The sequence below is a fragment of the Vibrio sp. M60_M70 genome (assembly GCF_037162085.1).
GTDB classification, from domain to species: Bacteria; Pseudomonadota; Gammaproteobacteria; order Enterobacterales; family Vibrionaceae; genus Vibrio; species Vibrio diabolicus.
Genome location: NZ_JARLUL010000001.1, coordinates 1056957 through 1082401, shown reverse-complemented (window position 1 = coordinate 1082401; position 25445 = coordinate 1056957). Strand labels below are relative to the sequence as shown.

Annotated in this window: 20 protein-coding genes and 6 tRNA genes; 13 read left to right on the top strand and 13 right to left on the bottom strand. The window is 45.2% G+C overall.

The window, feature by feature from the left end; all coding sequences use genetic code 11:
* Window positions 1–65: 65 nt before the first annotated feature.
* Window positions 66–3179 carry a multidrug efflux RND transporter permease subunit VmeF gene (gene vmeF, locus P4S59_RS05110; RefSeq protein ID WP_104971437.1) on the bottom strand — a complete coding sequence of 1038 codons (3114 nt, stop codon included), beginning with the start codon at window positions 3177–3179 and terminating at the stop codon, window positions 66–68.
* A complete protein-coding gene (locus P4S59_RS05105) occupies window positions 3179–4288 on the bottom strand; it encodes an efflux RND transporter periplasmic adaptor subunit (RefSeq protein WP_258693111.1) in 1110 nt (369 codons plus the stop codon). Before P4S59_RS05105 ends, vmeF begins: the two co-directional genes overlap by 1 nt.
* Before the next feature lie 284 nt (window positions 4289–4572).
* On the opposite strand from P4S59_RS05105, the gene P4S59_RS05100 reads away from it, so the two are divergent.
* The 6 genes from P4S59_RS05100 (at window position 4573) to P4S59_RS05075 (ending at window position 5502) form a co-directional block, all read left to right on the top strand.
* A tRNA-Tyr gene (locus P4S59_RS05100) sits at window positions 4573–4657 on the top strand.
* A gap of 84 nt (window positions 4658–4741) precedes the next feature.
* Window positions 4742–4826: transfer RNA gene (locus P4S59_RS05095), tRNA-Tyr, on the top strand.
* 84 nt (window positions 4827–4910) lie between these two features.
* Window positions 4911–4995: transfer RNA gene (locus P4S59_RS05090), tRNA-Tyr, on the top strand.
* 84 nt (window positions 4996–5079) lie between these two features.
* A tRNA-Tyr gene (locus tag P4S59_RS05085) sits at window positions 5080–5164 on the top strand.
* A gap of 84 nt (window positions 5165–5248) precedes the next feature.
* Window positions 5249–5333: transfer RNA gene (locus P4S59_RS05080), tRNA-Tyr, on the top strand.
* An 84-nt stretch (window positions 5334–5417) separates the two neighbouring features.
* Window positions 5418–5502: transfer RNA gene (locus tag P4S59_RS05075), tRNA-Tyr, on the top strand.
* A 426-nt stretch (window positions 5503–5928) separates the two neighbouring features.
* Here the strand turns inward: P4S59_RS05075 and P4S59_RS05070 are convergent.
* Window positions 5929–6801, bottom strand: coding sequence for a Tim44 domain-containing protein (locus tag P4S59_RS05070; RefSeq protein WP_301640406.1), 873 nt, complete (start codon window positions 6799–6801; stop codon window positions 5929–5931).
* A gap of 378 nt (window positions 6802–7179) precedes the next feature.
* On the opposite strand from P4S59_RS05070, the gene P4S59_RS05065 reads away from it, so the two are divergent.
* The 3 genes from P4S59_RS05065 to P4S59_RS05055 all read left to right on the top strand — a co-directional run bounded on the left by P4S59_RS05065 (window position 7180) and on the right by P4S59_RS05055 (window position 10710).
* Window positions 7180–7770 carry a TetR/AcrR family transcriptional regulator gene (locus P4S59_RS05065; protein WP_006743255.1) on the top strand — a complete coding sequence of 197 codons (591 nt, stop codon included), beginning with the start codon at window positions 7180–7182 and terminating at the stop codon, window positions 7768–7770.
* A 13-nt stretch (window positions 7771–7783) separates the two neighbouring features.
* Complete coding sequence (locus P4S59_RS05060) at window positions 7784–9658, top strand: MFS transporter (RefSeq protein ID WP_134648070.1); 1875 nt, start codon at window positions 7784–7786, stop codon at window positions 9656–9658.
* Between the two features lie 116 nt (window positions 9659–9774).
* The gene (locus P4S59_RS05055) at window positions 9775–10710 is read left to right on the top strand and encodes a YeiH family protein (protein ID WP_256949304.1); all 936 of its coding nucleotides are present in this window, start codon (window positions 9775–9777) and stop codon (window positions 10708–10710) included.
* On the opposite strand, the gene P4S59_RS05050 is transcribed toward P4S59_RS05055, so the two are convergent.
* The 7 genes from P4S59_RS05050 to P4S59_RS05020 form a co-directional block, all read right to left on the bottom strand.
* Complete coding sequence (locus P4S59_RS05050; RefSeq protein ID WP_012842016.1) at window positions 10700–10888, bottom strand: hypothetical protein; 189 nt, start codon at window positions 10886–10888, stop codon at window positions 10700–10702. The two genes, P4S59_RS05055 and P4S59_RS05050, sit on opposite strands and share 11 nt — an antisense overlap.
* 100 nt (window positions 10889–10988) lie before the next feature.
* Window positions 10989–12416, bottom strand: coding sequence for an o-succinylbenzoate--CoA ligase (menE, locus tag P4S59_RS05045; RefSeq protein WP_337168045.1), 1428 nt, complete (start codon window positions 12414–12416; stop codon window positions 10989–10991).
* On the bottom strand, window positions 12401–13390 hold the full coding sequence (gene menC, locus P4S59_RS05040; protein ID WP_046874206.1) for an o-succinylbenzoate synthase: 990 nt from the start codon (window positions 13388–13390) through the stop codon (window positions 12401–12403). Before menC ends, menE begins: the two co-directional genes overlap by 16 nt.
* A gap of 126 nt (window positions 13391–13516) precedes the next feature.
* Window positions 13517–14383, bottom strand: coding sequence for a 1,4-dihydroxy-2-naphthoyl-CoA synthase (menB, locus tag P4S59_RS05035; protein ID WP_140281195.1), 867 nt, complete (start codon window positions 14381–14383; stop codon window positions 13517–13519).
* Entirely contained in the window at window positions 14376–15203 is an 828-nt protein-coding gene (gene menH / locus P4S59_RS05030; protein ID WP_337168044.1) for a 2-succinyl-6-hydroxy-2,4-cyclohexadiene-1-carboxylate synthase, read from the bottom strand. Before menH ends, menB begins: the two co-directional genes overlap by 8 nt.
* On the bottom strand, window positions 15190–16908 hold the full coding sequence (menD, locus tag P4S59_RS05025; protein ID WP_337168043.1) for a 2-succinyl-5-enolpyruvyl-6-hydroxy-3-cyclohexene-1-carboxylic-acid synthase: 1719 nt from the start codon (window positions 16906–16908) through the stop codon (window positions 15190–15192). Before menD ends, menH begins: the two co-directional genes overlap by 14 nt.
* Complete coding sequence (locus P4S59_RS05020; RefSeq protein ID WP_104974329.1) at window positions 16905–18212, bottom strand: isochorismate synthase; 1308 nt, start codon at window positions 18210–18212, stop codon at window positions 16905–16907. Before P4S59_RS05020 ends, menD begins: the two co-directional genes overlap by 4 nt.
* A 217-nt stretch (window positions 18213–18429) precedes the next feature.
* Here P4S59_RS05020 and P4S59_RS05015 point away from each other — a divergent pair, with 217 nt between their 5' ends.
* From P4S59_RS05015 to P4S59_RS05005, 3 genes are all read left to right on the top strand, one after another.
* On the top strand, window positions 18430–19644 hold the full coding sequence (locus tag P4S59_RS05015) for a pyridoxal phosphate-dependent aminotransferase (RefSeq protein WP_005390543.1): 1215 nt from the start codon (window positions 18430–18432) through the stop codon (window positions 19642–19644).
* Window positions 19645–19734: 90 nt separating this feature from the next.
* Window positions 19735–20319 carry a 5'-deoxynucleotidase gene (gene yfbR, locus P4S59_RS05010; RefSeq protein WP_047009477.1) on the top strand — a complete coding sequence of 195 codons (585 nt, stop codon included), beginning with the start codon at window positions 19735–19737 and terminating at the stop codon, window positions 20317–20319.
* A 15-nt stretch (window positions 20320–20334) separates the two neighbouring features.
* Window positions 20335–21657, top strand: a complete 1323-nt coding sequence (locus P4S59_RS05005) for an anti-phage deoxyguanosine triphosphatase (RefSeq protein WP_337168042.1) — start codon at window positions 20335–20337, stop codon at window positions 21655–21657.
* Window positions 21658–21663: 6 nt separating this feature from the next.
* Here P4S59_RS05005 and P4S59_RS05000 read toward each other — a convergent pair whose 3' ends face one another.
* Complete coding sequence (locus tag P4S59_RS05000) at window positions 21664–22278, bottom strand: tRNA-uridine aminocarboxypropyltransferase (RefSeq protein WP_005390535.1); 615 nt, start codon at window positions 22276–22278, stop codon at window positions 21664–21666.
* Between the two features lie 3 nt (window positions 22279–22281).
* On the opposite strand from P4S59_RS05000, the gene rrtA reads away from it, so the two are divergent.
* A complete protein-coding gene (gene rrtA / locus P4S59_RS04995; protein ID WP_005390532.1) occupies window positions 22282–22833 on the top strand; it encodes a rhombosortase in 552 nt (183 codons plus the stop codon).
* A gap of 98 nt (window positions 22834–22931) precedes the next feature.
* On the opposite strand, the gene P4S59_RS04990 is transcribed toward rrtA, so the two are convergent.
* Together P4S59_RS04990 and ppiD are read right to left on the bottom strand one after the other, a co-directional pair.
* Window positions 22932–23216 (bottom strand): ComEA family DNA-binding protein, encoded by a 285-nt coding sequence (locus P4S59_RS04990; RefSeq protein ID WP_031780151.1) that lies wholly within the window; start codon window positions 23214–23216, stop codon window positions 22932–22934.
* Window positions 23217–23440: 224 nt separating this feature from the next.
* Window positions 23441–25300 (bottom strand): peptidylprolyl isomerase, encoded by a 1860-nt coding sequence (gene ppiD, locus P4S59_RS04985; protein ID WP_337168041.1) that lies wholly within the window; start codon window positions 25298–25300, stop codon window positions 23441–23443.
* Between the last annotated feature and the right edge of the window lie 145 nt (window positions 25301–25445).

The following is a 25445-nucleotide window of genomic DNA, read 5'->3' as shown; positions in this document are numbered from 1 at the left end:
TCAATATAAAAAAACACCGAACAACTTTTGTTCGGTGTTTTCAATCAAAGCTTTACGTACAGCGGCTAAGGATGAGCAATACGGCCTTTTGTATCGTGGCTGAGTGCTTTGTTCAATTCTGCTTCTACATGACCTGGCGCCTGTGTTTTCGCCGAAATCAATCGGTACATAGCCGGGATGACAAACAAGGTCACCAATGTCGCAAATCCCATCCCGAAAAAGATCACGGTACCCACGGCAATACGGCTCTCATAACCTGCCCCTGTCGATACAATCAACGGGATAGCACCAGCAAGCGTGGTAAATGCTGTCATCAAGATCGGGCGTAGACGTCGCGCAGCTGCATCAATAACCGCTTTTTCGAATTCAACACCACGGTCTCGCAACTGGTTGGCAAATTCGACAATCAAAATGCCGTTTTTCGTCACCATGCCGATCAACATGATCATGCCGATCTGGCTGTAAATGTTCATGCCTTGCCCCATCACAACCAAGCCAAGGAAGCCACCAAATACGCCCATCGGCACCGTAAACATCACCACTAACGGGTTCACGAAGCTTTCAAACTGAGCCGCCAACACGAGATACGCCACAAGCAATGCCAACGCAAATACGACAGCAACACTCGCTTGGTTCTCTTTAAAGTCTTTTGACTCGCCAGAATAACTCACCGAGATGTCACCTGGTAAGTTGTCTATCGCTTGTTGATCAAGGTAATTCAGCGCGTCTCCTAATGTGTAGCCTTCTGACAGATTAGCCGTAATAGTGATGGATTTCTGTTTGTTGTAGTGAGATAGACGAATAGAAGCTGCCACTTCTTCAATTTTAGTGACCGCGTCTAACGTCACTAACTGCCCACTATTAGTTCGCAGATAAATCTGGCTTAAATCCGCTGCATTATTAAAGCTGTTTTCATCACCACGAAGATACACATCATATTCTTCGCCACGCTCAACATAAGTCGTTTCACTTTTACCACCAAGCATGATTTCTAGCGTATCAGAAATGTCTTTGACACTGACCCCTAGTTCTGCGGCACGCTGTCTGTCGACCGTAACCAATAGCTCTGGCGTTTTCTCTGAGTAATCGATCTCAGCACCTTCCATCATTGGCGATTCTTCTGCTTTGTTTTTCAACATTTCAGCCCAGACGAGAAGTTCATCGTAATCAGAGCCACCTAATACAAACTGAACAGGCTCACTCGAACCACCTTGGAAACCAGGCATGAATGGGAACACTCGAACATCAGGTATGCCAGCCAGTGCGCCACGCACTTTGTTAAGCGCTTCCTGAGCTGTTACATCTCGCTCGTTCCAGTCTTCTAGAATCATGATAACAAAGCCGGTTTGATCGCCTGCCTGTCCACCAAATGCGGGCGTTTGGATACTAAACGACTTCAGATACCCTTGCCCAAGTAATGGCATCAATCGTTCTTCAACAATGTCCATATTGGCTGACATACGATTGTATGACGTGGCATCAGCCCCGCGCACAAACGCAAACATCACGCCGCGATCTTCTTGAGGGGTCAACTGGGCTGGCACTTGGTTCATCAAGAAGTAACTGCCGCCCAAACACGCCAGAATCACCAGCGGTGCAGCCCAACGCATTTTCAATGCGCCTTTCAATAATGAGCGGTAACCACTCTCCAGTTTACTAAATAGGCGATCGACCACTTGATTAAATCGATTTGGTTTTACATTCGCCTTCAAAATCTGACTACCCAATACAGGAGTTAATGTTAGGGCGATCAAAGACGAGAAAATCACAGACATCGCCAACAAGACAGAAAACTCAGTAAATAGCAGACCTACCATGCCATCCATAAAAGAAATCGGCAGGAATACCATCACCAGCACTAGCGTTGTCGCGATAACGGCAAAGCCTACTTCCCGCGTACCTTTATAGGCCGCAAGCAAAGGCGATTCACCACGTTCGATATGGTGGAAGATGTTTTCAACAACCACAATCGCGTCATCCACTACCAAGCCGATAGACAGGATCAGCGCCATCAAGGTGATTAAGTTGATAGAAAAGCCAAAGTAATAAGCGGCAATGAACGAAGAAATCAGCGATACCGGAACCGTAACAGCTGGGATCAAGGTTGCACGAGCTTGACCAATGAAGATGTACAACACCAAAATGACCAAACCGCCCGTAATAAATAGCGTGCTATACACCTCTTCTATCGAGCGCTCGATAAACACCGTCGCATCGTAGTCGATAGCAAGCCGCGTCCCTTCCGGCAAGAACTTCTGGATGTTATCAACTTCAGCTCGAACTAATTTTGCTACTTCTAGCGGGTTCGCATCAGACTGAGGAACAACCCCCAAACTAACATTGACGACGCCATCGCTTTTAAAGGTCGAGTTTTCGTTCTCTGCACCGATAAAAACATCAGCGACATCTTTCAAATAGATAGGCGTGTTGTCGCTTGCCCTTTTAATCACGAGGTACTGAAAATCTTCCGGCGTGTTATAGCTACGCGCTGTCCGTACCGACATGACTGTCGAATCATTACGAACTTCACCACCCGGACTTTCTAAGTTTTCACTTCGCAGTGCCGATGTAATGTCCGAAGCCGTGACTGAGCGCCCCGCCATCAGCTCTGGCTTAAGCTTCACGTACATCACCTTGTACAAACCACCAGAGAGATCAATGGAGCTCACCCCAGAGATCAAGCTAAAGCGATCCATCAGTACACGTTCTGCATAATCCGTCAATTGAGTGCGGTCCATCTCTGCAGAGCTGAGGTTAATATAGAGGGAGGCCTGACCTGAACCGTTATTCTTGTAGACAATTGGATCGTCCGCTTCATCAGGTAGCGAACGTTGAGCGCGAGCCACCGCGTCGCGAACATCACTAACACCCGTATTGAGATCGTAACCGAGCTCAAAAGTGATCGTGATACGCGAACTGCTGTTTCGCGTCGTCGAACTGATCTCATCGATTCCGCTGATGCCTGAAAGCTGATCTTCTAATACAGAAGTAATTTGACTCTCGATGATCGTCGCGGAAGCGCCCTCATAACGCGTACTAATGGAAACGACCGGACTTTCAATGTCCGGCATTTCTCGCACCGCTAGTTTCGTAAAGGATACAAAACCAAATACACACAGCAGCATACTCAATACCAACGCTGCGACTGGGCGTTTTACAGAAACGTCAGAAAGTAACATTAGTTTGCTTCCTTAGCCGCTTCGTCTTGCGTGCTTTGAACACCTTGATTACCAGTTGCGTTAGCTGTTTCTGCCTTTCCTGGTGCGACAATTTCCTTAACTTCAACACCATCTCGCATATTAACGATGCCCTGTACAACAATTTTGTCGCCAACTTCAACGCCTGACTCAATAACGACTTCGTTATCGACACGAGCACCGAGAATGACTTCTTGTCGAGTCGCTTTATTGTTGTCATCGATGACGTATACGTAACGCTTGGTGCCAGAGTATTCTAGTGCTTGAACTGGGATAATTGGCGCTTCAATCGCTGGGAAGGCCAATGATGCATTCATTAACATGCCCGGCTTTAAGCGGTTTTCAGGGTTCTCAAACTCAATACGTACACGCAGGTTCAGCGTTTCTGAGCTAATCCGCGTATCAATGCCTGTGACTTGACCAGTAAACGTCTGTTCACCCCATGCACTGGTTTTGGCAATGACTTCCATACCAATAGAAAGCATTGATAAATAGCGCTCCGGTACTTGTAAGTCCAGCTCCATGACGGAAAGGTCATCCAAGGTCAACAGCTCTGTACCCGCGCTAACCATTTTACCGCGACTAAAATCGATGAAACCAACAGTGCCAGAGAACGGCGCAGTAATATGAAGATCGGCCAAATTTGCTTGAGCGGCGTCCAGCCTTGCTTGTGCAATTTCAACGCTTGCTTTTTGTGCGTCGATCTCAGTTTGGGTGATAGCATTTCGCTTAACCAAACGTTGAAACTCTTTTAGCTTACGTTGTTCATCTTTAAGGTACGCCTTTGCCTCAATCAAAGCAGCTTGAGCCTTATCATCATCCAACTTGATTAACAGTTGACCTTGTTGGACATTTTGATTCGCTTTAACAGCGATTTGATTCACTTTGCCGGCGACTTCCGATGCAACAACCACAGACTCCGCCGCTTCTAATTTACCGATAAGCGATAAGGATTGATTGATCTCGTGCGTTTCTACTTGCTCAGTTACGACGGTAACTGCTGAGCCTCGCATAGCTGCGAAAGCTGATGGAGAACTCATTAATATAGAAAGCGTTAAAACAGATAACGATAACGTGGCTTTCATGCTCATGATATTGACTTCTAAACGAATAAACTTATGTCATTAAACTGCTTACATTTTATCAGTAGATACGTGGTTTAACGTCAAGTAGTGTAAATTCAAGTAAAAAGAGCGTTTCTCTTCTGTTCAAAGGACACACAAAACGCTGACTTTCTACCATCTTTGCCCAAAAAGACAGCATTCAACGTAAAAACGCAAGAAAAACGCTTTACAGCCTGAGCGAGTTTGCTATGATTCGCTCCGCACTTGGGAGATGAGTTGGGAAAACATCTTGCTAAGTATAAAAATCCTCTGGAGGGGTTCCCGAGTGGCCAAAGGGAGCAGACTGTAAATCTGCCGGCACTGCCTTCGATGGTTCGAATCCGTCCCCCTCCACCATATTCTTTCTTGTGTTTTTCCTTTAAACATAAGAACAACTTGGAAGCTAGGTTGGGAAACTATCATTCAAGTATAAAACACCCTGGAGGGGTTCCCGAGTGGCCAAAGGGAGCAGACTGTAAATCTGCCGGCACTGCCTTCGATGGTTCGAATCCGTCCCCCTCCACCATATTCTTTCTTGTGTTTTTCCTTTAAACATAAGAACAACTTGGAAGCTAGGTTGGGAAACTATCTTTTAAGTATAAAACACCCTGGAGGGGTTCCCGAGTGGCCAAAGGGAGCAGACTGTAAATCTGCCGGCACTGCCTTCGATGGTTCGAATCCGTCCCCCTCCACCATATTCTTTCTTGTGTTTTTCCTTTAAACATAAGAACAACTTGGAAGCTAGATTGGGAAACTATCTTTTAAGTATAAAACACCCTGGAGGGGTTCCCGAGTGGCCAAAGGGAGCAGACTGTAAATCTGCCGGCACTGCCTTCGATGGTTCGAATCCGTCCCCCTCCACCATATTCTTTCTTGTGTTTTTCCTTTAAACATAAGAACAACTTGGAAGTTAGGTTGGGAAACTATCTTTTAAGTATAAAACACCCTGGAGGGGTTCCCGAGTGGCCAAAGGGAGCAGACTGTAAATCTGCCGGCACTGCCTTCGATGGTTCGAATCCGTCCCCCTCCACCATATTCTCTCTTGTGTTTTTCCTTTAAACATAAGAACAACTTGGAAGCTAGGTTGGGAAACTATCTTTTAAGTATAAAACACCCTGGAGGGGTTCCCGAGTGGCCAAAGGGAGCAGACTGTAAATCTGCCGGCACTGCCTTCGATGGTTCGAATCCGTCCCCCTCCACCATATTGAAAAAGCCAGCTCATTGAGCTGGCTTTTTTCGTTTCGGATTCTTGATAAAGTAACAAGCCCTTCCTTATTTAACCCAACTTCTTCGCGGTTCTCCCTCTGTTAGATCCTACTTTAACAACTGGGCCAAAGCGAATCTCCTATGCCCAAAGTTCGGATCTGGTCGTTGTAATACAAACAATGTACTAGCACTTTGTCCTTGTTTTATCGCAATGACCATAATGTGAATGCTAAAAACATTCAGTAAAGCACTTGAGGACTAGCTAGCAAAAAAGATATTCGGCAGAGTTAAGCGCGAGCTATGATGAAGGCTCCACCTGGCAGGTTTTATAAAAATATCTTTCGTAGGTACAAACGACAGATACAAAAAATCCCGCAGGGGGCGCGGGATTTTTATTAGTGACTAAATTGGTTTAAAGGTGACTAGCCTTGAATACCAACAATTAACCATGGTGCATTAGGCACAGTCAGGTCACGCTCTAGGTGCCAGATATCTTCGATTTCTTCTTCAACACCTTCTACTGTGTCACGGTAACGACCGCTAAACTGTAGGCTGAGCTGTGCTTTATTTGCATCGTAATCGGCACGGACGATCTCTGCATCAACGTACATTACATCAGTATGCTGCTCACCGTCGAGCTTCGCGCGCTCTGCTTTCAGATCTTCAAACAAGCTTGGAGAAACATATTCTTCAATGGTTTCCAGTTGATTGTGATTCCACGCACCTTGCAGGATTCGGTAGTGTTCACGAGAGCCGTTAATAAACGCTGCTTGGTCAAAGCCCGGTGGGTAGTTATGTGGTACGTCCGTTTGAGCGCCGAAACCACCAAAGCCACCATTATTTGTGTTTGGCTGTTGCTCAAAGTTTTGCATGTTTGGTTGCTCAAACTTAGATGCGTTACCACCAAATGCAGGTTGCTGACGATGCTGGTTCATACTGCCCTGCTTCGCACCTAGCATACCGCGCATTAATTTAAAGATGACAAAGGCAATCAAACCAATAATTAGGATATCCATAAATTGGATACCTTCAAAAGCACCGCCAAAGAATGCAGCAAGTAGACCACCAGCAAGAAGTCCGCCTAGCAGACCACCCATTAAGCCTTTTTTACTTGAAGACTTCACCGTCTGATCTTTGCCGACCGTATTGGTGTTTTGTTGCTGTTGTTTTGGTGCTGGCGCTGTTTTGTAGCTCTTACCGAAAGACTTACTGCCACCAAACTTCTTCGCTTCCGCGATAGGCGTTACAGCAACGGTAAACATCAACAGAGCAACAATAGAAAATAAACGTTTCATCGTTATCCTTAAAGTTAGCTATCTAAGATTGTGCTCTATCAGACGAAACAACGATTGTTTCAAACAGTAGCACGCCAAAGATGATTGTTACGTCATCATACTCTGTATGCCTGTTGATGAAAACAGCTTACAGAAGCTGACATGTATCAGAATATTGCCAAAGGTACAGACTGCTCTCGGTTAACTTCGAGATACTTGGTTCGTTTAGAAATGCTTAGAATGAACTCGCTGCTACTTGGGGATGTTTTACTTGAATTAGAATCAGTGACACAGCTCAGAATCCTGCACCTTGACGTCACTTGAGTATATTGCCTTGTTGACGGTTAATAGGTAGCTGACTATCATATTGAACGATGTTCAATAAAGCAGTTTGAGAGTATGGCGCGCAGAAACGATCACACCAGAGAAGAGTTAGTGAATTTGACTTTAACAACAGTCAAAAACTTTTTAGATGAGAATTCTTACCACGAACTCAGTCTTCGTAAAATCGCTAACATGATTGGTTACGTGCCAAGCACATTAGTCAACATTTTTGGCAACTATAACCTGTTACTTTTACACGTAGTCGCGCAAACTTTAGACGAACTCTCCCAAGAAGCACTGAAGGCGACCAATAGCAGTAAAGACGCTCATCAAGCTCTATTTGAACTGGCTTATTGCTACCACGATTTCGCTCAAAAGCACCCTTACCGTTGGCAGTTAGTCTTCGAGCACAACATGAATGGTGCAGAGCTTCCAGAATGGCATGCCAAACGTATCGACGGGATGACAGGAATGCTGGAGTCACTATTGGCTCAAATCGCACCACATCGTACCGAGTCCGAAGTGATTCAAGCAAGTCGAGTGCTTTGGTCTGGCGTACACGGTATTACTTTACTCAGTGTTGATGATAAATTTTTCTCTAGTGAACCCATTGATGGTAAAGAATTAATCAGTAACCTGCTTTCTAACTACCTCACAAACTGGTAACAAAGGATTATCCATGTCGTCCGACAGACAGCCGTCCTTACTTACGCAAAGAAAGTTCCTACCCTATTTCATTACTCAGTTTTTTGGCGCTTTCAACGACAATATTTTTAAAAACGTTTTGCTGCTGTTTGTCGCCTTCGCGGGATCCAGCGCACTACCTATTTCGAGCAACTTGTTCATCAATTTAGCGGCTGGCTTGTTCATTCTACCGTTCTTTCTATTCTCCGCTTCAGCTGGCGTATTAGCCGATAAATATGAAAAATCATGGTTTATTCGCAAGGTAAAGCTGTTTGAAATCGCCATCATGCTTTTGGGCGCCATTGGTTTTATAACCGAAAGTTATGGTGTGCTTTTGCTGCTACTGTTCTTAATGGGCACACAGTCAGCATTCTTTGGACCGGTTAAATATGCCCTTTTGCCCCAAAAATTAAACGCAAAAGAGTTAGTGCCAGGCAACGCCCTTGTTGAAGCTGGTACCTTTATCGCCATCCTTATTGGTACCCTAGGTGCTGGAATTATCGCCTCAGCAGACAACGCAAAATACCTTGCCGCATTTTGTGTCGTACTCTTTGCATTATTGGGATATTTGTCGAGCCGCTCAATACCCTTTGCAGCCGCCAGCGCACCTAATCTTTCTTTTCGTTGGCAACCGTACAAACAAACTAAACACACGCTATCCATCGCAAAATCAGATCGTGTTGTTTTTCAATGTATTATGGCGATAAGCTGGTTTTGGTTTTTAGGCGCCGCCTATCTAACCCAGTTCCCGAATTTCACCAAGATTTACTTAAATGGCACCGAGAGTGCGGTGTCTTTCTTACTTGCTCTGTTTTCCATTGGTATCGCGTTAGGGTCGCTACTTTGCAATTGGATCTCGAATCATCGTATCGAAGTCGGTATTGTGCCTATTGGCGCACTTGGCATTACGGTATTTGGGTACTTGATGGCAACCTCCATTCCAAGTGACCTACCTATCTTCCATAACTTTGTAGACTTCTTTAGATATGAGCCTTTTTGGCCATTATTTTTCTACCTATTGATGATTGGTGCTTCGGGTGGGTTATTTATCGTGCCGCTTTACGCATTAATGCAACATAGAGCAAAGGAAACCGAGCGCGCGCAAGTCATCGCAGGGCTCAATATCTTTAACTCTCTGTTTATGGTCGGCAGTGCTGTCTTAGGTATTGTGTGCCTAAGTGTAATCAAGATGACAATTCCTCAATTGTTTGCATTGTTAGCCATTTTGAATTTCTTGGTCGCCGCTTACATTTTTTTGCAAATACCGATATTCGTTGTCCGTTTTGTGGTTTGGATGCTAACTCATACTATTTATCGAGTGAAACATAAAAACCTACATAACTTGCCAGAACAAGGCGGTGCGTTGATCGTATGTAATCACGTGAGCTATATGGACGCCTTGCTACTTAGCGCAGTATGCCCAAGGTTGATTCGTTTTGTGATGGAGGAAGATTACGCCAACCTACCGCCACTAAGACGCTTTTTACGCAGAACTGGGGTAATTCCGATTTCAGCGAGTAACAGAAACTCCATCAGGCGTGCATTTAATGATGTAGAGAGAGCATTAAGCGAAGGACATATAGTCTGTATTTTCCCAGAGGGGAAATTAACCTCAGACGGTGAAATGAATGAATTCATGCGTGGCATTGATATTATTCTGCGTCGCAGCCCGGTACCTGTCATACCCGTGGCACTCAAAGGCTTATGGGGAAGCTATTTCAGCCGCGCGAAAGGCCGCGCATGTTGTGGCTTACCGACTCGATTTTGGTCAAAGCTAGAAATTGAAGCCGGACAGCCGGTTCCACCAAATGAAGCAACGGCAAAAACGATGTTCGATAGAGTGCATCAACTTAGAGGCGACTGGCGATAAAAATACATTTGAACACATGTTTAGAATAACTGAACATGTGTTCAAATCATTAAGACAAACTGACCACACTCAGTGCGATATACTCGCGCTTTCATTCACAACAGCGAATAAAAACCTTGAATAGAAACTACCTCTTGTTTGGATTGGCGTTACTCTTTTGCTTAACCCCTTTTGTCTCCTCTCCTATTGCCCTAGTTATTGGTTTTCTACTCGCAAGTTTTGGTTTTGTGCCTTCAGAACTGCCCATTGCTTCTTTTACTAAAAAGCTGTTGTCCTACTCGATTATTGGTTTAGGCTTTGGCATCAACTTTGAGCAAGCACTCTCTGTTACATCGGATGGTATCGGTCTGATTATCGCCACGATTGCGGGCACACTGATCATAGGCACTATCATTGCCAGAATAATTAAGTTGGAGCGAGTAACCGCATACTTAATCTCGTCAGGTACAGCAATTTGTGGTGGTAGTGCAATTGCCGCTGTAGCACCAGCGATTAAAGCAAAAGACGAACAGATTGGATTAGCACTGGCAACAGTATTTGTCCTAAACTCCATCGCACTATTCGTGTTTCCTGTGGTTGGGCATGCTTTAGGGCTAGATCAACACACATTTGGTACATGGGCCGCGATTGCTATTCATGACACTTCTTCTGTTGTTGGGGCTGCCTCAGCCTACGGTGAAGAAGCGCTAACTACAGCAACAACGTTAAAACTCGCACGAGCTTTGTGGATCATCCCTGTCGCACTGATCAGTGCCGTGATCTTTTCGAGAGACCAGAAAGAGAATGGAACGAAAAAGTTAGTTATTCCTTATTTCATTTTTTGGTACTGCGCAGCCATCGTGTTTAGCGACTTCTTCCCTCAATTTGAAATGGTCTATCACGGTATTTTCGTTGGAGCGAAACAAGCTTTGGTGGTGTGTCTGTTCCTGATTGGTTGCAGCATTTCAATTTCGAAGCTGAGGTCTGCTGGAGCTAAGCCACTGTTGTTTGGTGTAACTCTGTGGGTGTTAATTTCAACCACTTCTCTAAGTTGGTTATTGTTTAGATATTAGTGGTCTTCTCATCGTGTTGAGATGACGACGGCTCAAGTTTGCTGTTTTTGTATGTAACAACCAATGCGATAGCGATCAAAAAGGCCGTCAGCTCTGCAAGAGAGCGGGCGAGCCCTTCACTGCTTATTGCAATACCAATTTGTAGTGCTACCGCCGTAATTAATACTAGCTTTACCATCCTGAACCTTATGCCTTTTCTCTCTTCGAAGAAGCATAATTATGATTCAGAGTTATAAGGATACGAAATTCCCTTTCTGACTAATACATAGCAAAATTGACTAATGCTGAATTGATGGCAATAGCCACTCCTTCACTGCCTTCCGAGAAACTTTGATCCCACTTTCTAGTAGCACTTGTGGCATTAAATGGTATTCCACTGGCCATTTAAACTTCTCTAATTTGGGTTGCAAATGCAGGTCATATTCCGCTTTGCTGCGCAAATCATTGGTCTGAATCACAGCAACAGGGCGATGACCAAATTCCGCATCTTCGACTGGAACCACTATGCTCTGCACCACGCCATCAATTTGGTTCAATGCTGCCTCAATCTCTTCACAATGAATGTTCTCACCACCAGAGATAAATTGATTGTCGGCACGGCCGATGATCTTTAACTCGTCACCTTGCCACTCACCGAGATCCTTGCTATCGAACCAGCCTTTCTCATCCAGAAACGGAGTAACATGACCTTGATGAAAATACCCTGCCGCTAATGTTTTACCACCGACAAAAATGCGTTGGTCAACCAACTTTATCTTACGATGATTCAATACGTGTCCAGCATTACTGGTACTGTCAATTCTCTTTGCGGTAACAGTAGAGGCTGCTTCCGTCATCCCATAACCTAACCACGCCTCAATCCCTCGTCCTGTTGCTCGCAACGCCAACTCGTGAGCAACGTGGCTGCCGCCCAATAGCACATGCGTCAATGACAAGTGAGCATCATCATCCAATAGCCGTTTGAGCTGCGTTGCAACCAAAGAGGCGTGTGACACGCCCTGAATATCTTCGACAAGTTTTCCTGTACCGATTTTCAATGTCGCTCCGACATGTAGCCAACGATATACAATCGCCAATCCAGAGACGTGATAAAGCGGAAGCGACAATAGCCAAGAATCTTGCTGAGTGAAAATGAACTCTTGCAACAAGCCTTCTGCTGAAGCAAGGTGTTGTCGATGTGTATGAACCACAGCTTTAGGCTCCCCTGTCGAGCCAGAGGTAAATACCACTGAAGCGAGCCTGTCATGGTGATAGGCATCTTCAATCACCGCATCACGCTCTTGTTGTGAAACTAAGGGCGGTGAAAGCAATGTTGCCTTGAGTTTTTGTATATCATGTTCAGAAAAGGTCGAAGCGCACTCCTGAGCAAACCAGATAAACCGAGTTTGTTCAGGTTTATAAAGGGTCGCAAGTTTACTCTGTAGCGTATCGAGTGGTTGTACCATGGTCAGCGCGGCAAGTGCACCTAACTGCTTGGAAGCAAGATAAAACAGCAGAGTTTCGACTTGGTTTTTACCTACCAAAGTCAGCACATCTCCCCGCGTTACGCCCAAGTCATTCAAATAGTGAGCGTATTGGTCAATACGTACTGAGAGTTGTTGCCAGTTTAATGTTTCTGTTGGTGTCTTGAGTGCAATAGAAAAAGGGCTCGTTTGAGCCCAATATTTCCACGGTGCCTTCGCAACATTGTCTATGCAGAATGCCACACAATCTCCTGATCTTTCAGAGGAAGAACGGGAAGTTCACACTTAGGCCAGCCTTGCTCTAACTGAGCTTTGAATAGGCCAATCGTATCCAAACCTGGAACTTCATCAGGCAGCTGCCATTGGGCAAAGCGCGCTAATTGCGTTAAACCGAGACTGGATTCAATGCTCGAGCTAATAACCGCTTTCATCCCCAGTGACTTCGCCTTCTCTATCAGTGTAATACAAAAATCCACCGAACCAATGAGTGTGGGTTTGATGATGATCGTTTTCACACCAGTTAGATCTTCAAGACGGAAATCCTCTCGACGAACCGCATCTTGCAACGTTTCATCCCAAGCAATCGCTATACCAGTATTGATAGCAAAAGAGAGACTATCGCCAGGAGAGCGGCACGGCTCTTCCAAAAAGGTAATGCGCTGACGCAGAGACGGAGTAATGTATTTAGCAAACTGCTGCGCTTTTTCTGGTGTCCAAGCGCGGTTTGCATCAAGTCGAAGCGTTAATTGAGGGATAGATTCAAGGAAAAGGTTCACAAGCATGCCATCGCGAATTGGCTCATAAAGCCCGACTTTTACTTTCGCGACTTTCTCGCCTTCCATTTCGTTCAGCTTTGGAATGAGCTCGTCTGGGTCACCAGTACACAGCGGCGCTGTTTGATACTTACCTTGTTGGGGTAAGCCACCAGCTAACTCTAACTGTGCCATCGATAAACCAAACGCGACCGATGGATACATGTTGGCGTAATCCACATCCAATCCAGCAACCCAACGCTCCGCTTGTTCCTGTAGCTGAATACCAGCATCTTCGGTGCTCTCTAAACTAAAACCAGGAAGAGGAGCGACTTCTCCAAGCCCTATTTGGTCACCTTCAGAAAGCACAACAACATAACCAACACGTTCAGTTAGCTTATTGTCTCGCAGGATGACACCACTATCCATGGGCAAGATATAACGATAAATTTTCGCTTCACGCATAATTCGAGTCCTATGTAATGCCGTATATTTGAGCGTTCTGGCGAGCAATCCCACCAGCCTCCCAGAGGGCGAGGCGCTCAGGAAAAATGGAACAGAGGAGCTAAAACACTCCTCTTTTTATACGAATTATGGGTTACGAGGGAATTTGTCGAAGTCTGGGCGACGTTTCTCGTTGAATGCGTTACGACCTTCTTGTCCTTCATCGGTCATGTAGAACATCATCGTTGCGTTACCCGCAAGCTCTTGAAGACCTGCTTGACCATCACAGTCCGCATTCAATGCAGCTTTCAGGCAGCGTAGCGCCATTGGACTATGCTGAAGAACTTCACGACACCAACGAACAGTTTCTTTCTCTAGCTCTTCTAGCGGCACAACCGTGTTGACCAAGCCCATGTCTAACGCTTCTTGCGCGTTATAGAAACGACATAGGAACCAGATTTCGCGAGCTTTCTTCTGGCCTACGATACGAGCCATGTAAGACGCGCCCCAACCACCATCAAATGAACCCACTTTAGGGCCCGTTTGACCAAACTGCGCGTTGTCTGCTGCAATTGTTAGATCACACATCATGTGCAGTACATGACCACCGCCAACAGCCCAACCCGCAACTGAAGCAATAACAGGTTTTGGACAAGTACGGATATCACGTTGGAAATCCAATACATTTAGGTGATGCGTACCTTGGTCATCTTTGTAACCGCCGTAGTCGCCACGAATCTTCTGGTCACCACCAGAACAGAATGCATCTTCACCCAAGCCAGTTAGGATGATAACGCCAACACCAGAGTCGTAACGCGCATCTGCTAACGCATCAATCATCTCTTTTACTGTTTGAGGGCGGAATGCATTACGCACTTGTGGGCGTGCAATGGTAATTTTCGCGATACCATCTTCAGATTTATGGTAGTGAATATCCTCGTATTTCTCGCCGCAATCTTTCCATTGAACCGGAGCGTAAAGTTCTTCTTCAGAAATGCCTACTGTTTTAGCCATGGTGATTCCCATTGTTCTCGTTACTCTCACCAAAGTGAGATTGAATTATGTGCTTAATATGCATCGCAAATTGTTGGGGCTGCTCTTGATGAACGTTATGTCCTGCGCCTTCAACTTGTCGATACGCCAACCCGCTACGTTGTGCCAGTTGGCTAAATTTTTGGTCTTTAGCGCCACACAAGTAATACATCGGTATATTCTGCTTTTTCAGTGTGGGCAACAAATACGCCTGCTTGGCTAACGATGTTGCCATCAGCATGCTCGCGACCGCCGAGCCAAGATTATCACTTCGCTTCGCAATTAATGTTTGTCTTTGCTCATGGTTTAGTGAAGAAAACACCGCTTGCTGATACCAATCGTTCAAAACACGTTCAAGTGGTTCAGTTTTGAAACGCTTTGCCCAGCGGGCATCATTCTCCAATCTCACCTGTTTCTCTGACTCAGTTTGAAGCCCGAAGTTTCCCCCTTCAACAATTGCGCCCACAATATTGAGATCTGAGAAGCATTGATTGGCAATACCATGCATCGCAATACGGCCGCCCATCGAGTAACCAATCAAAATAAGTGGTTGTTGCGGAGGAAATAATAAAGATAGTGTGGAATTAAGAAGTTTGCAGCAATCATCGAGATCGTTGCACTTTGTAAACTGGCTACGACCATGACCAGGAAGGTCTATAATAATTCGTTCAAACTGAGTCAGCTCATCCAAACAAGCTTGCCAATCAGCACCACTTCCTAAAAAGCCATGCAAAAACACCAGAGTGGGAAGGTCGCCACTTTGGTGTTTTTCAGTTGAAGAGAGACGCTCAGAGTGAAGCATGCAGGCTCTTGTTAAATGCCTTTATCAACTCTGCGGCTTGGCTTGGTGGGGTTTGAACTTCCACCAGCAGTGTGCCTTGGCCGCTCGACAGGTGCTCGGCAACCATTGCTTGATACATTTCTAACGTAGTTGGCTTCTCATACTTTAAACCAAACTGTTTGGCTGCATGTTCAAACTGATAACCGTGGGGCATTTGGTAGTACGCAGTGCGATGCTCCTGAGGCACCGGTAACATATCGAAAATTGCGCCACCATCATTGTTTGTGACCACAAGTACCGTCGGCAATTTATTGTGAGAAAACAGCGCTAGTGAATTGAGATCATACAGTGCTGATGTGTCACCAATATACATTAGTAACGGATTACCTCTTGCTCGCTGCACACCTGATGCGGTAGCAAACAAACCGTCAATTCCTGACGCGCCTCGGTTAGTGAACACTTTTACATCATCAAGTTTGCCGTACATATCGACAAGTCGAACAAACAAACTGTTACCCAAAAAGACATCAGCGTTTTTAGTGCGCTCGTTGATGTCTGCTGCCAACGCAATTTCGTCAATGGCAGACGCTGAACCAGATAGGAAAGCTTCTTCGATACGTTGATGAACTCGCTTAACTCCATTCGCTAACCTATCAGCCCACCCAGCAAATATTGGCTTCTCAAAGCTAATGCGAGAAACCCAAGTTTGAGGAAGCTCAACCCAGTGCATTTGCGCCAGATGATTTTGGTTATTACGGTCCATACGCGGCGAGATATACCAGTATTGAACGTCTTTATTTTGTTGATTTTGCGAAACTTGTTTATCAATCCACTGGTTCAAACGTTTGGAGATGATTCGGCTACCAAATTGGATAATAAGTTCACAAGACTCAAGCTCGTTTACGAACTCGGGAAGTTGAAGCCATACATCATAATGCGCCCAATCCGAACTGAGACCACTTTGCGGGTCTGCAAGTACCGGCCATCCCATCTTTTGTGCAAATGCCTGCGCCGACTTCGCTTGTTCAAGCGGTAAGCTGCCAATCACAACCAAGCCTTTTTTATCCGCACAAGACGGGATTTGCGCCTGTGATAAGTGGCTAAAACGCTGGGTATAACTACCACTTCCTTTTCGCCATCCGGCTACCGAGTCTAAGTAGGTGTGATAATCCGCTTTTGCACCATTGGAATACAAAGGCTCTGGAAATGCACAGTTAATATGAACAGCACTGCCTTGCAGTTGCTGAGTAAACATCACTTCGTCAACAGAGGTCAGCAACCAATTAAGCGATGTTGTTAAAGTTGGGCTTGGTAAATTCAAGCTGGACGAGACATGATGTGAAAAAATACCCAACTGGTTAATCGCTTGGTTTGCACCACAGCCAACGAGCTCCACCGGACGATCCGCAGTGAGCAGCACCAGCTTCTCACCAGTAAGCCTAGCCTCCGCAACGGCTGGTAATAAATTCGCCACTGCCGTACCAGAAGTAACGATGATTGCCACTGGCTCCTGGGTAGCTTTCGCTAAACCAAGAGCCATAAAGCCGAGACCACGCTCATCAAAGTGAGTATGAATAGAAAAATTGGACTGTTCTGCCGCCTCCAAAGTTAAAGGAGTAGAACGAGAGCCAGGAGCGATGCAAACATGCTTAACGCCAAATCGCTGAAGCTCAATCAATATGGTTTCTGACCAAATTCGATTGAGCACCGCTTGGTCATGATTCATGATGCAACTCCCAACGGAGGGTGATCAGAAATCAGCGTAAGTAACGTCGACATTTTCTTATCAAGTTCCGCCCACTCATGCTCTGCCACAGAGCCTGGCACAATACCTGCGCCCGCAAACAATTGTACTTGGTCACCGAGCACAAGCGCGCTTCTGATCGCGACACAAAACTCTGCTCGTTCATGGCTTATGTAACCCATTGACCCCGCGTACCAGCCGCGTGCAAAGGGCTCATTATCAAGAATAAACTGCATGGATTCTTGTCGAGGTAAGCCAGCAACCGCTGCCGTTGGCTGAAGCGCCGATAACAACTGAACACCGTTTATTCCCGTCTTTAGGCTCGCGTGAATATTTCGCTTGAGGTGTTGCACTTTTCGTAGCCTAACCAAACTTGCCTCGGCCTCCACTTCAACCGCTTCGGAATGTGGTGATAGGCGATCAATAATATCATCAACTACATATTGGTTTTCGTTGAGGTTCTTTTGGTCTTGGGATAACCAATTCGCCAACTCCATATCGTGAGTGGCATTGTCCCCTCGACCAATCGTGCCTGCTAACGCTTCGGTATGAAGTTCGTGCCCTACGCGAGAATACAAACGTTCTGGCGTAGAGCCCATAAAGCTGTGTTTGCTGTCTAAGCTCAGCATGAAATGGAAACTATGATGGTTATTTAAGTAACTCGCTTTCAGCAACTGTGCAGCGCTTAATGTGTTATCAAGCTGCACGGTAGAGCGACGCGCCAATACCACTTTCTTAAAATCATCATTCTTTATACCAGTCAGAACTTTATGAACTAACTCATTCCATTGAGGCTGACTTGGCGTATGAACAATAGAGCGGATGTGAGAAGAAATCGGAGCTAAGGTCGCGACCTCACAAACCAGTTTATGCAGTCCTGCTAGGGTTCGCGCTTTGTCTTCTGAAATATTAACTGCGAGAGACCATTGTTGGTCAAAACGAATTAACTCAATTTGAGGCAAAAAGAAGAAAGAAGGCATACAGCGACGATTCTTCTCATGCTGGCCGTCAAAAGAGCGTCCGCCCCAGACTCGTTGCCCTTCACCTAAAATGGTATAAGCAGGGCCTGGCTCAACAAAAGCGTGTAATTGCCCTAGTGCAACGACCTCTTCACGAGTATCGCGGGACTGCCAGTAGAATTTAGGGAAAAGTGGTTGTGCATCAAGCCAATCAATAAATGAGAAATTAGGTTTCTCGCTCAGGGGCTCGACCAGACGTGTTTGATTGCCTTCCGCTTGCTGAACTCGCTCGATAATTCTCTTTACGGCTTGATGGAACTGTGACAAATCAACCTCGTAGTATGTGAGGATAAATGGTAACTGACGGCTACTCTAAGTTTAGACCCAAAGCAAATCAAGGTCGTATGCGATCTTTTGCAAAATCCTGTGATAGCAAACGAGTAAAACTTAACCAGCAAACAGATAATTTACAGATATATATTCTAATAAAAAACAAATTATTGTATTTTAATAAAGAAATTAACGAATTTTTAGGAATTATACAATGCAAAATATCGGGATGTCGTCAAAACTCGATAATGTCTGCTACGACATTAGGGGTCCTGTACTCAAACATGCTAAGCGCATGGAGGAAGAAGGGCATAAAATCCTAAAGCTAAACATTGGTAACCCTGCCCCATTTGGTTTTGACGCCCCTGATGAGATTTTAGTCGACGTGATTCGTAATCTGCCGACTTCTCAAGGCTATTGTGATTCCAAAGGCATTTACTCTGCTCGTAAAGCCGTGGTCCAACACTATCAACGTAAAGGTATCCGCTCGCTAGATGTCGAAGATGTGTATGTGGGTAACGGCGTGTCTGAGCTGATCGTGATGGCCATGCAAGCGCTGTTAAATAATGGCGACGAAATGCTAATCCCAGCTCCCGATTACCCGTTGTGGACAGCTTCAGTTGCACTATCAGGCGGTAAGCCGGTTCATTACCTATGTGATGAAGGTGCAGACTGGTACCCAGACCTTGAAGACATCAAAAAGAAAATCACACCAAAGACACGTGGCATTGTTCTGATCAACCCGAACAACCCGACAGGTGCGGTATACAGCCGTGACTTCCTACTTGAAGTGATTGAGATAGCACGCCAGCACAAACTGATCATTTTCGCAGATGAGATCTACGACAAAGTGTTGTACGACGGTGCAACACATACCTCAGTCGCCACACTCACTGAAGATGTGCTAGTCATGACATTCAATGGCCTTTCAAAAGCCTACCGTGTTTGTGGTTTCCGTGGTGGCTGGATGTTCCTAACGGGGCCTAAACATCTGGCTCAAGGGTACGTGAATGGCTTGGAGCTGCTTTCATCGATGCGTTTATGTGCAAACGTACCAATGCAACATGCGATTCAAACCGCGTTAGGTGGATACCAAAGTATTAATGAACTGATTTTACCTGGCGGACGCTTATTAGAGCAGCGCAACCGAGCGTATGAACTGATCAATCAGATTCCTGGTGTTTCTTGTGTCAAACCTAAGGGTGCAATGTACCTCTTCCCGAAAATCGACACTAAAATGTACAACATCAAGAACGATCAGCAGATGGTTTTAGATTTCTTAAAACAAGAGAAGGTCTTACTGGTGCAAGGTTCCGGTTTTAACTGGCCAAAACCAGACCACTTCCGCATCGTGACACTACCGCACGTTGAAGATCTAGAAATCGCCATTGGACGTTTTGAAAGATTCCTATCAACCTACAGCCAGTAATGAATCATTGGTAGTAATTAGTGCTGATCTCTCATATGCTTAGAGGAACTCCTAGTGAGTTCCTTTTTTACACCAGAAACGGAGAAAGCCATGAAAGAAAGCCATTTTTTCGCTCACCTGGCTCGAATGAAGCTGATCCAACGCTGGCCTTTAATGCGGTCCGTCTCACCAGAAAACGTTTCAGAGCATAGCTTACAAGTTGCTTTTGTCGCTCATGCCCTTGCCCTAATTAAAAACAAAAAGTTCGGCGGCAACCTTAATCCAGAACGCATCGCGATTCTTGCTATGTACCATGACTCCAGCGAAGTATTAACGGGTGACCTTCCAACCCCAGTGAAGTATTACAATCCTGAAATTGCCAAAGAATATAAGAAGATAGAATCGGCAGCGGAACAAAAATTACTCTCAATGTTACCGGAAGAGTTCCAAGATGATTTTGCCCCCTACCTTCTTTCCCACTCTGCACACGAAGAGGACGCAAAAATCGTCAAGCAAGCCGACTCCATCTGTGCCTATTTAAAATGTCTCGAAGAACTAAGCGCAGGCAATCATGAGTTCGCTCTGGCAAAAAAACGCTTAGACATCACTTTGCAAGAACGTAGAACGCCTGAAATGGATTACTTCCTCAATACCTTTGCCCCAAGTTTCGAATTATCGTTAGATGAAATCAGTTAGCTTACGGAGATAATCGTGTCGTTTGAATTACACCCGCAATGGCAAGAGCGCCATGATGATGAGCATAAAATACGTCGTGACGACCATCGAAGCCCGTACCAAAGAGACCGAGCGCGCATTCTTCACTCGGCTGCATTTCGACGCTTACAAGCAAAAACCCAAGTACACGGCAATAGCTTGGAAGACTTTCACCGCAGTCGGTTAACACACTCCTTAGAAGCCTCGCAACTCGGGACCGGTATCGTCGCCCAGTTAAAGAAAAAACAACCAGAGTTCCGTGATCTATTACCATCAGACAGCTTAATTGATTCATTATGTTTGGCGCACGACATCGGGCATCCTCCATACGGTCATGGGGGAGAAGTCGCTCTAAACTACGTAATGCGCGAACATGGCGGCTTCGAGGGGAACGCCCAAACCTTTCGTATAGTCACTAAGTTAGAGCCTTATACCGAGCATTTCGGAATGAATTTATCACGCCGCACACTGCTTGGTTTGATTAAGTACCCTGCCCTCATTAGTCAAACACGCTCCGTCAAGTTGCCTCAACCAGCCGAGCACCAACGTAAACTAAAAGCAAAAGATTGGAGCCCAGCTAAGGGTATTTATGATTGTGACAAAGACTTATTTGATTGGATAATTGCACCGCTTTCTGACAACGACAAGGCATTGCTTAGCCTAATGCGCTCAAAACCAGAATCGGAGTTTGAGCACAGTAAAACGCGCTTTAAATCACTCGATTGCTCAATCATGGAGCTAGCGGATGATATCGCCTACGGCGTTCATGATTTAGAAGATGCAATCGTACTTGGTATGGTGACACGCCAGCAATGGCAAGAAGGCGCAGCAAGTCAATTAGCGGACTGTGGCGACCCGTGGTTTGAAGCTCATATCGATTCCATCGGACAGATGCTATTTAGCGGTAAGCATCATGAGCGGAAAGATGCCATCGGTGGTATGGTTAACGCCCTGCTGACCAGCATTTCAATTAAGGCGGTGGATGAGTCTTTCAGTAATCCATTACTGTCTTGGAATGCGTGTTTAGAGCCACAAATGGCACGTGCACTTGACGTACTCAAGCACTTTGTCAGCACCTTCGTTATCCAAGTCCCGCAGGTCCAGATCGTTGAGTATAAGGGTCAGCAAATTATTATGGATATTTTTGAAGCGTTAACAGCGGACCCAGAGCGCTTGCTGCCTGTTCATACAAAAGAACTGTGGTGCCAAGCGAAAAGCGAGAGCAATAAGATGAGAGTCATCGCCGATTACATTTCTGCTATGACCGATGGACACGCGCAAAAGCTTCACCGTCAGCTATTCTCTTCCATCGTTCTTTAGTAACACTCAACCTTTCAAGTAATTCTTTTCAAATACGCCCGGCGGCATCTGGGCGATTTGGAATTCGATCATCTTTTCAAAGGCATGCATAAGCGGTGTAAAGTCTCTCTCGGGTTCAAGCAAGCGAAGCGAATGATAACCTGCCTCGACTGTCGATAAGCTATTCTCAGAGGGCGCTTTACGAATGGTGTAATGCCCTTGTAATTGCTTCGGTAATTGCACGGTTGGGAGTGGATGTAAATTGCTAGAAAGCTGCCACATTTTGTACGCTTTTTTCCACGTCCCATCGAGCAAAATCAAACGTATTTTCTTAGATACACTACGGCTCGCTTGATTAATTTCAGAGATGCATCGTGACTGTTCCGATGGGTAAAGAACAAAATGTTGATATGATTCATCCGCCAACAAGTGATTTAAGACATCATCACCAGAAAAGTCCTCTCCTATCAGACAAATACAGTTATCTAAACTCAAATTGAGAATCCGTGCCGTACCAAGCGGACGATGTTCTTCACTCGTGTGCTGAAGAATGATAAGTTCTACCTCGCTTGCCAACGGTACAATCCATTGGCAAATACACGCTTTTTGCGATTTTCCACAACGAGAACAATAACGAGACATAGAGTGAACCTTTATACCTTGCTGAGTATTATCAGCGTGATCTGTTTGATACTTCAATTCGAGCCAATGGCAAGCCTAACCGAGTGGCACAGCTACAATATACGCCATGGCGAATGGTGGCGAATCGTAACAGGAAATCTCACACATACCAACTTTGCGCACTTAGGGATGAACCTGGCAGGATTGTGGATCATTACTTTTATTTTTCGTCCAAGCACTCGCAACTTCCTTATCGTTTTCTCACTCTTGTGTGCATTTGTTGGCGCAATGAATTTGTTTACCAACATGTCGGTGTACGTGGGATTATCTGGCGTACTACACGGACTATTTGGATTCTGGGCACTCAGAGAAGTATTTGAAAGCAGAAGAAGCAGCTTGTTGTTGGTCGGCGGGCTTATTGCCAAAGTAGCATGGGAGCAGATCTATGGACCATCAAGCAGCACTGCTGCGCTTATCGGCGCAAACGTTGCTATTGATGCTCATTTATTTGGCGCACTCGGTGGGTTAACAATGGCTCTAATGGAAAAAGGCTTTCGCCGTCGTTTATTCGGTTAAAAAATCCCGAACCACGAAAGAGGGGTTGGTTCGGGAAAGCAGTAATAGGGAAACAGATATTGTTCTGAATTCAGGCTCAATATCTGCAATACATCAAGCTACAGTAAAATGCGGTCTTCGTTTTTCTTGACTGTCGCTTCACCAATGCCTTTTACGCTCTTCAAATCTGCTGCCGTTTTAAAAGGGCCATGCTCCTCGCGGTAGTCTACGATACTCTGCGCTTTCTTCTCACCTATACCTTTCAACATGGTCGCTATTTCTTCAGCAGAGGCCGTGTTGATATTTACGGTAATTTCAATTCCTTCATATTTGTCAGTGGCTGAATCCGCAGCCATGCTAAAAGGCGCAAAAACAAATAAGCACAATGTCAAAATCCATTTCATATTGAACATACAATCTCCAAAATAGTAGGCTAAAACCAGTCATCGGGAGCAAGTCACTATCAATTAACAAACCTAGATGACCCGATATTCGCAATGACTGGTATCACTTAAACGCGCACTAATTTAAGTAATGCTTATTGATGATTGAAGTTAATAAAGACAAAAATAAAACGGACCGCTTATGCGGTCCGTTTTAGTTAACATGCAAATTACACTAATTGTGCTTAGTTGCTCACAATAAAGTACTCAATGTCAGTGTTTGCGCGCAGTACAGCTAGCACAGATGATAGGTCTTGCTGAGAAGATGCTCGCTGCATTTGCATCGCAACTTGCTCTTCTAACTCACTATCTAGCTCAGCATTTACAGCATCAAGCTCGATGATAACAATGTTACCTTCAAGATCTTTAGACTGACCATATACTGGCTTACCATCGACTGGTTTTGCCATCGCGAATACCGTTGTTGCCAACGGAGAACGGCGATCTACTGTCTCTTGTTCACCAAATGCAAGGTTGTTTTCAGTAAGCACATCTGTCTTACCTTCTTTCAATGCAGCAACAACCTGTGTACCAAGTTCCATCGCATCTTGCTCACCCTTAACGCGAGATAGCTCTGCAATAACCTGATCTTTCACTTCTTCTAGTGGAAGAACCGTCTCATCACGTGCGTCTTCAACACGAACAACAATAATATGTTCAGGTGCAACTTCGATAGCTTCAGAGTTTAAGCCATCTTCTTTTACTTCTGGGCTAAGGATAGCTTGCATTACCGCAGGGTTACGAAGCACTTCAGGTGCGTCAACTTGAGAAATAAAGTCCGTTGTCTTCACTTCTTGGTTAACCGCTTGAGAAGCGTCATACAATGAGTCTGGGTATTCAAACGCTACGCGCTCAAGCTCGCTTTGTAGCTCGTAGAATTGATCAACTGCTTGTTGGTCAACCATTTCTTGTTTTATTTCAGCGGCTACTTCTTCAAATGGCTTCGCCACAGAGTCTTTTAGCTCTTCAAGCTTGATAATATGGTAACCAAAGTCCGACTTTACTAGACCCGACGTATCGCCTGGATTCTTCAACGCGAATGCCGCTTCTTCAAAAGCAGGGTCCATCACATCACGCTCAATCCAACCTAAGTCACCGCCGTTTTCAGCGCTGCCAAAATCGTCAGATTTCTCTTGAGCAAGCGTCGCAAAATCTGCTCCCGCATTTAGCTCATCTAGGATAGCCTGCGCTTTTGCTTCATCGTCCCCTTCTACAAGAATATGAGCGACACGGCGCTGCTCTTCTGAAGAGTATTTGTTTAAGTGCTCATCGTAGTACTTTTTCACCTCAGCATCAGAAACATTAACTTGTTCCTTTAGCGCTTCAGCAGACAGTTCGATATAAGCGACTTTAACCTGCTCTGGGCGAGTAAAGTTGTCAGGGGTTGCTTTGTAGTACTGTTGAATTTCTTCGTCAGTCAATTCAATGTTTTTCGCAAACTCTGCTAAGTCGATTTTAATCGTGCGAATATCACGAGTTTGAGTGAACAGCTTACCTTCTGCCTGTACTTCACCTGGCAGAATAAATTCACTGTTTTGTAGTGCATTCAGCAGTTGTTCACGAACCAATTCACGACGCATGTACTCAGCAAAAGAATCTGGCGAAAAGCCTGCACGACGCAGAGAAGCTTGATAGATCTCTTGATCGAACTGACCATTAGATTGGAATTGAGGCATGTCTAGAATCATGCTGCGAACTTGGGTGTCGCTGATTCGCAGACCTAAAGCTTCTGCTTGTTGGTCAAGCAACACGTCATTGATCATTCGATCTAAAACGGATTTGCGGAAAGATTCAACATATGCAGGGTCAGCCAGCATTTGAGAGAAGTAGTCACCCAACTGAGCTTGCATACGGTTACGCTCATTTTGGTATGCCATCTCGAACTCACCACGAGGAATCTCAGTGTTACCGACTTTCGCTGCAGAGTTGTTGTTACCACTAACGATGTAGCTACCTACACCTGCAAATACGAAAGACAGGATGATAAGCCCAAGGATAATTTTGACCGCGATGCTATTCACGCCTTCGCGTAGTCGATCCATCATAATTTAACTGCTCTCCACAATTGAAGCCTACTGCTTCTATCTAATAGAAATAATGGCGCAATAATATCAGAAAAAGAAATGCGCATCAGTATGATGCGCATAATTTAAGAAAGTTCGGCTCGAAGTTTGTAAATTTTTGTTCGAA